General features: G+C 66.3%; 6 protein-coding genes. 4 read left to right on the top strand and 2 right to left on the bottom strand.

Annotation, left to right across the window (positions count from 1 at the left end; genetic code table 11):
- Nucleotides 1-33 precede the first annotated feature (33 nt).
- On the bottom strand, nt 34-432 hold the full coding sequence (locus BSZ14_RS18460) for a hypothetical protein (RefSeq protein WP_139330542.1): 399 nt from the start codon (nt 430-432) through the stop codon (nt 34-36).
- Between the two features lie 113 nt (nt 433-545).
- On the opposite strand from BSZ14_RS18460, the gene BSZ14_RS18455 reads away from it, so the two are divergent.
- From BSZ14_RS18455 to BSZ14_RS18440, 4 genes are read left to right on the top strand one after another with little or no spacing between them, the layout of a single operon-like run.
- The gene (locus BSZ14_RS18455) at nt 546-1,892 is read left to right on the top strand and encodes a M48 family metalloprotease (protein WP_076712026.1); all 1,347 of its coding nucleotides are present in this window, start codon (nt 546-548) and stop codon (nt 1,890-1,892) included.
- Nucleotides 1,892-2,599, top strand: coding sequence for a DsbA family protein (locus BSZ14_RS18450; RefSeq protein ID WP_052811600.1), 708 nt, complete (start codon nt 1,892-1,894; stop codon nt 2,597-2,599). Before BSZ14_RS18455 ends, BSZ14_RS18450 begins: the two co-directional genes overlap by 1 nt.
- Nucleotides 2,600-2,632: 33 nt before the next feature.
- Nucleotides 2,633-3,565 carry an ABC transporter ATP-binding protein gene (locus tag BSZ14_RS18445; RefSeq protein ID WP_076712025.1) on the top strand — a complete coding sequence of 311 codons (933 nt, stop codon included), beginning with the start codon at nt 2,633-2,635 and terminating at the stop codon, nt 3,563-3,565.
- Entirely contained in the window at nt 3,562-4,323 is a 762-nt protein-coding gene (locus tag BSZ14_RS18440) for an ABC transporter permease (protein WP_076712024.1), read from the top strand. The genes BSZ14_RS18445 and BSZ14_RS18440 overlap by 4 nt, the downstream gene beginning before the upstream one ends.
- A 97-nt stretch (nt 4,324-4,420) precedes the next feature.
- Here the strand turns inward: BSZ14_RS18440 and BSZ14_RS19080 are convergent, their stop codons facing one another.
- Nucleotides 4,421-5,188: a CPBP family intramembrane glutamic endopeptidase gene (locus BSZ14_RS19080; RefSeq protein ID WP_083748341.1), complete on the bottom strand. Its 768-nt coding sequence runs from the start codon at nt 5,186-5,188 to the stop codon at nt 4,421-4,423.
- Nucleotides 5,189-5,259: the final 71 nt, after the last annotated feature.

Genomic DNA, 5,259 nt, shown 5'->3' with positions numbered 1-5,259 from the left:
CCCCTGAAAGGGGAGGGGTGAGTTCCAATGACGTCAGTCCCTCCCCGCCATCGCCCGCGACGCGGTGCACAGGTTGCGGCTCGCATCCCACGGGACCGGCACCGCGACGCTCGCCCCCTGGGCCGCATCGCGAAAGGCGAGCAGGTGGAAACGATGGCCGATCCCGCCCAGCTCGACCCAGACCAGCCACAGGTCGCGTACATGATAAGCCCGTAGGAAGCGCACACCGGGCGGCGAGTCGGGCGATACCACATCCGATCCATTGAACGGCGCCCCCGCTTCCGCCACGGGACGGCCGACCGCCGCCAGCAGCGCGGCCCGCACCGGCTTGGGCAGGTCCGCCATCCGCTGGGTCGCAGGCCGGGCGCCGGGAATCGCGCAATTCGGCAAGGCGGGCATCGGGGAAACCTGTCCGGTATCGATCATCAGCATGGCCGCGCCCCCTTTTCGTTCGCCGAGCGTTCAGCCGCACGGTGCCAGAGGCAATAACTATCTCCGCCGCAAACCCGGTTGTTTACCACGGCCGACCCGTCGATAGAGGAAGCATGAAGCGTCTGATCGCCGCCTTCGCCGTTACGGTCCTGATCTGGGCGCAGCCGGCCGCCGCGCAGTCGATCCTGCGCGATGCGGAGACCGAATCGCTGTTCGCCGACATGTCCGCGCCGATGATCAAGGCCGCCGGGCTGTCCCCGCGCGACGTGAAGATCGTCCTCATCAACGACGATTCGATCAACGCCTTCGTCGCAGGCGGGCAGATCGTCTATGTCCATTCGGGGCTGCTCCAGGCGGCGGACAATGTGAACGAGGTGCAGGGCGTCATCGCGCACGAACTGGGCCATATCGCCGACGGCCATGTCATCCTGGGCGAACAGGCGATGAAGCCCGCGATGAAGATGCAGCTGCTGTCGATGGTGCTGGGTCTGGCGACGGTGGCGCTGGGCGGCGGTGCGGCGGGCATGGGCGTGATGGCGGCGGGACAGCAGGCGGCGATGAGCAACGTCCTCGCCTTCAGCCGCAACCAGGAATCGGCGGCCGATGCGGCGGGTGCGCGCTACCTCACCACGGCGGGCGTCACCGGCAAGGGCATGCTGAGCTTCTTCAAGAAGTTGCAGAACCAGCAATATCGCTATGGCTACACCAATATCGATCCGTTCGCGCAGACCCACCCGCTGTCGTCGGTGCGTATCCAGTCGCTGACCACCGATCTGCAGGCCTCGCCCGCCTGGAACAAGCCGATCGACGCCAAGCTGCAGGAGCGGTTCCTGCGGGTAAAGGCCAAGCTGTTCGGCTATGTCTCGCCGCCCGAGACGACGCTGAGCAAATATCCCGACAGCGACCAGTCGGTCTATGCGCACTATGCCCGCGCCTATGCCTATCACAAGGCCGCCTATCCCGACAAAGCCGAGGCGGAGGCCGCCGCGCTGATCGCCAAGGAACCCAAGGACCCCTATTTCGAGGAAATCCAGGGCCAGATCCTGCTCGAATCGGGCAAGCCGCAGGAGGCATTGGCCCCTCTTCGCGCCGCGACCATGGGGTCGGGCCAGAACGCGCTGATCGCCACCACCTTCGGCCATGCGCTGATCGCGACCGAGGACAAGCGCAACCTGCCAGAAGCGGTGAAGGTGCTGAAGGTCGCGGTCCAGCGCGACGAGGACAATCCCTTCGCCTGGGTCCAGCTGGGCACCGCCTATGAACAGATGGGCGACGAACCGCGCGCCGCGCTCGCCACCGCCGAGCGGGCGAGCATGATGGGCGACACCCGCACCGCCATCCAGAGCGCACGCTATGCGATGGCCAATCTCACCCCCAACACGTCCGAATGGATTCGGGCGCAGGATATCGCCATGACCTCTGCCGACGCCGCCGCCAGCTCCAAGAAGAAGCGCCGCTGATGGGCTTGAAGACATTGGCCGCCGTTGCGGTCCTGGGTGGACTGGTCGGTGGCGGCACCGCCATGGCGCTCGCTCCGCTGGTCGCCCCCCATGCCGCATCGGGCGACATGGTCCGCGCCTATCTGCTCGACCATCCCGAAGTCATCCCGGAGGCGATGCAGCGGTTGCAGGACCGCGAACAGGGCAAGGCGGTCGCGGCGATCGGCGGCGACCTGACCAAACCGTTCGGCAATGCCTATACCGGCAACCCCAAGGGCGATGTCACGCTGGTCGAATTCTACGACTATAATTGCGGCTATTGCCGGGCCAGCCTGCCGCTCTTGAAGCAGCTGACCCAGGCCGACCCCAAGTTGCGCATCGTCTATCGCGAGCTGCCGATCCTGGCGCCGTCGAGCAAGGCGGCGGCGCGCGCCAGCCTGCTCGCCGCATCGCAGGGCAAGTTCGCCGCCTTCCATGACGCGCTCTATGCCGGGGGGCCGGTCAGCGACGCGACCATCGCCGCCGCCGCCGCCAAGGCGGGCGTCGACATGAGCAAGATGGCCGCCTTCCAGCCCCAGGCCGATGCCGAGATCGCCCGCAATCTGGAGGCCGCCGGGCGGCTGGGCCTGACCGGCACGCCCAGCTGGATCGTCGGCAACCGCATCCTGTCGGGCGCGTTGCCGCTCGAACAATTGCAAAAGGCCGTCGCCGAAGCGCGAAACCGTTGATAAGGCGGCGGTCTTCCAACGGGGGACTGCCGTATGACCGACCCGATCCTGTCCATCGAGGGCGTGACCAAGACCTATAAGGGCGGCTTCACCGCCCTACAGCCGGTCGATCTGAGCATCCGCCGCGGGGAGATTTTCGCGCTGCTGGGGCCGAACGGCGCAGGCAAGACGACGCTGATCTCGATCGTCTGCGGCATCGTCACGCCCTCGGCCGGAAGCATCCGGGTCGACGGGCATGACGCGCTGCGCGACTATAAGACCGCGCGCCGCAAGATTGGGCTGGTGCCGCAGGAATTGTCGGTCGATATGTTCGAGCGGGTCATCGACACGGTGAATTTCAGCCGGGGCCTGTTCGGTCGCGCGCCCAACCCGGCCTATGTCGAACAGGTGCTGCGCGACCTGTCGCTGTGGGACAAGCGCCATTCAAAACTCATGGAGCTGTCGGGCGGGATGAAGCGCCGCGTGCTGATCGCCAAGGCGCTGTCCCACGAACCCGACCTCCTGTTCCTCGACGAACCCACGGCGGGCGTCGACGTGGAACTGCGCCGCGACATGTGGAAGCTGGTCCACCGGCTTCGCGAGCGCGGCGTCACCATCATCCTGACGACCCATTATATCGAGGAGGCCGAGGAAATGGCCGACCGGGTGGGCGTGATCGCCAAGGGCAAGCTCCTGCTGGTCGAGGAAAAGGCCGAGATGATGAAGAAGCTCGGCAAGCGCGAAATGGTGCTGACCCTCGCCGAGCCGATGGCGGCGATCCCGCCCGACCTCGCCGAATGGCAGCTGTCGCTGGAGGATGAGGGCAGGCGCCTGCGCTACATCTTCGACGCGCGCGCCGAGCGGACCGGCATCCCCTCGCTGCTGCGCCAGCTGGGCGACATGGATATCGGCTTCGTCGATCTGGAAACCTATAAATCCTCGCTGGAGGATATCTTCGTCGATCTGGTCGAGGGAACACGCGCATGAACCTGCATGGCATCTGGTCGATCTATCGCTTCGAAATGGCGCGGTTCCGGCGGACGGTGTGGACCAGCCTGATGGTGCCGGTCATCACCACGACGCTCTATTTCGTGGTGTTCGGCACCGCGATCGGATCGGCGATGAACCAGGTCTCGGGCGTGCCTTACGGCGCGTTCATCGTGCCGGGCCTCATGCTGCTGTCGATCTTTTCGGAAAGCATCCTGAACGCGAGCCTGGGCATCTACATGCCCAAATTCACCGGCACCATGTACGAGATATTGTCAGCGCCGCTGTCGCCGATCGAGACCGTCATCGGCTATGTCGGGGCGGCCGCCAGCAAGTCGATGGTGATCGGCCTCGTCATCCTGGCCACCGCCTATCTGTTCGTCGACCTGTCGATCCTGCACCCGGTCGCGATGATCTTCTACCTGTTGCTGGTCGCGGTGACCTTCTCGCTGTTCGGCTTCGCTATCGGCATCTGGGCGCGTGGGTTCGAGCAATTGCAGGTGATCCCGCTGCTGATCGTCACGCCGCTGACCTTTCTGGGCGGCGCCTTCTACTCGGTGACGATCCTGCCCGAGCCGTGGCGGACGGTGACGCTGTTCAACCCGGTCGTGTATCTGATCAACGGCTTTCGCTGGACCTTTTTCGGCACGTCGGACGTGACGCCGGGGGTCAGCCTGGGCGTGACCGCGCTGTTCCTGCTGGCCTGCCTGGCGTGGATCGGCTGGATCTTCCGCACCGGCTGGCGGCTGAAGAATTGAGCAATCCTCCCCGGCACGGGGAGGTGGCATCGCGCAGCGATGACGGAGGGGGGCTTGCCGCATAGTACACCCATTGCGGCACGCCCCCTCCACCAGCCTATGGCTGGTCCCCCTCCCCGTGCCGGGGAGGATTTTCGCGCCACACCCCACCCAGCACCGGCGTCACCACCAGCCCGTTCAGGTCCACCAGCACATGGACCAGCATCACCATCCACAGGCTGCCGGTCATCAGGTACAGCCCGGTCATCACCGCCCCCAGCGCGGTGGTGGCCAGCACCCCGACCCAGCCCTGATAACGGTGCATCGCCCCGAACAGCACCAGCGACGCGACAAAGCCGATCCCCGCCTGCCCCGTCACCAGCGCGACCAGCAGCGGCAGATAGAGACGGAAGAACGCCTCCTCCGTCACCCCCGCCATGATGCTGAGCGCAGCGGCATATTTCACCTCGCGCCGATCGCGCGGCAGCAGCGCGGAGACATTGCCCAGCGGCTTGCGCTTGCGCACGCGCGCCAGCACCGCGCCGACAGCCAGCCCGCCGATCGCCCCTCCGACCAGCATCCCCTGCATCGCCTCGCCGCTGTCGAAGATCGGCGGCATGGCGGCGGCGATAGTGGCGAATTCGCCCGGCATCACGGCCAGCGCATCGATCCGGCCAAGCAGGACCAGCCCGACCAGCACCGGCAACAGAAACGCCAATGCCGACCGCGCCAACCATAGCCGGAACCGCATCCGCCGCGAATGGCCGTCATTCAGCGCGCTGAACCGCCGATACTCGCCCAGATCGCCCTTCTGGAACCACCAGATCCCCGCCAGCGCGGCGATGAGGAGAAGGGCGGCGGCGAGAGCAGGAGGCAGCGGGATCACGCCCCCCTCCCCTTCAGGGGAGGGGATGGGGGTGGGGCGCTTCGGCAAGCACCGCGTGCGAGGCGAGGCCC

Source organism: Sphingomonas sp. Sph1(2015), from assembly GCF_001970915.1.
Taxonomy (GTDB): Bacteria; Pseudomonadota; Alphaproteobacteria; order Sphingomonadales; family Sphingomonadaceae; genus Sphingomonas; species Sphingomonas parapaucimobilis.
Note: the sequence above shows the minus strand (reverse complement) of the source record. Positions and strands in the feature narration are given on the sequence as shown.